Genomic DNA, 1,301 nt, shown 5'->3' on the forward strand with positions numbered 1-1,301 from the left:
TCTGCTGCTGTCCGCTCTTGGGGGCGGTTTAGGCCGCCCCCGCCGCTTGGGCATCCCCTCGCCAGAAGGAGAGAGGAGAATGACTAATGCCCATCTCAAAGTTTTGCACTTCGATTTGGAATCTTCACTCGAAGCAAGATTGAATATTGGGGCCTTTTCTAAGAAAGGGGAAAGTTATTATGGTTCGATTATAGATTTAGTGCATCGCTACAATAGGAGTATTTCTGATGCAGAATTAGCATCCACTGTTTTAGCAGAATGTTGCGATCTTGAATTATCTAAGCAGTATATCCCAGATACAATATGGAGATTAATGCTTAGAGATAGTGGAGTATCAGCCAATCGCAAGATTGAAGATTTAACTAATGATGAGATTGTGAAACTTAATATATCATTAGGTAAAATATTGTATGCGACGCGAAATTCAATAGTCCATGCAAAATCTAATTATACTCCAACAGGAAAAGAATGCCTAAACAAGGATATTGGAGCACTTAATGAGTTTATGAAAGTGTTTTGTTATGCTATAATTATGCATAACAATAATATAGATTAGCTTATAAAAGAATTTTTGCATTATTTAATCAACCCCTACTGTCCGCTTTTTAGTGGACAGTAGGGGTTGTGTTTTCTGCATTATCCGCATTTTGTCAGTTGCGGATTACAAGCATATAGCCGAACCCACGTTGATTGATGATAGAAATTGATGGATCGTGACGGAGGGCTCGGCGGAGTTTGTGGATGTAGCCATGCAGGGAGTTGCGGTTGCTTTGTTCATCGCGCTGCCACACGGCAATCATCAGTTCTGAGGCATCGACAGTCTTCCCGATATTTGTGGCCAGACGTTCAAGTATCTTGGCTTCAAAGTGAGATAATTCTGTTTCTTTGTCGCCAAATGACAATGTCTGGGTCGTTACGTTAAATATGTATGTTCCAATTGCAAACCGGATATCCTCGGTGCGATTGTCACCATATCTTCTTAATAGTGCTTTAATCCGCACTATCAGTTCGCGGAGTTCAAAGGGCTTTTTAAGATAGTCGTTGGCTCCGATTTCAAAACCTTGCTCAACATCATCTATTGTGCTTTTTGCGGTGAGGAAAAGCAATGGTACTGTCGGCGACAATTTCCTTATCTCCTTCGCCATAGTGAACCCATCCATTTTGGGCATCATGATGGAAAACCCAGGCTCGGATGACCCCTTAGACCAGGTTGAATTGACCCCTTAAGCCAAAATATCACTGACCCTTTTGCCCAATATAAAAATGACCCCTGTCGACGTAATGTCAGCAGGGGATTTTAT

At 41.7% G+C, this 1,301-nt stretch carries 2 protein-coding genes; one reads left to right on the forward strand and one right to left on the reverse strand.

What is annotated here, in order from left to right:
* On the forward strand, positions 1–556 hold a 556-nt coding region (locus tag C5O23_RS14395; RefSeq protein ID WP_161553625.1), incomplete at its 5' end, for a hypothetical protein.
* A gap of 94 nt (positions 557–650) precedes the next feature.
* On the opposite strand, the gene C5O23_RS14100 is transcribed toward C5O23_RS14395, so the two are convergent.
* Positions 651–1,172 carry a response regulator transcription factor gene (locus tag C5O23_RS14100; protein WP_107033537.1) on the reverse strand — a complete coding sequence of 174 codons (522 nt, stop codon included), beginning with the start codon at positions 1,170–1,172 and terminating at the stop codon, positions 651–653.
* Positions 1,173–1,301 lie beyond the last annotated feature (129 nt).

Source organism: Duncaniella muris (assembly GCF_003024805.1).
Taxonomy (GTDB): Bacteria; Bacteroidota; Bacteroidia; order Bacteroidales; family Muribaculaceae; genus Duncaniella; species Duncaniella muris.

Coding starts and splice junctions, on each gene's coding strand:
- C5O23_RS14100 (WP_107033537.1), bottom strand. CDS start 1,172: ATGATGCCCAAAATGGATGGGTTCACTATGGCGAAGGAGATAAGGAAA.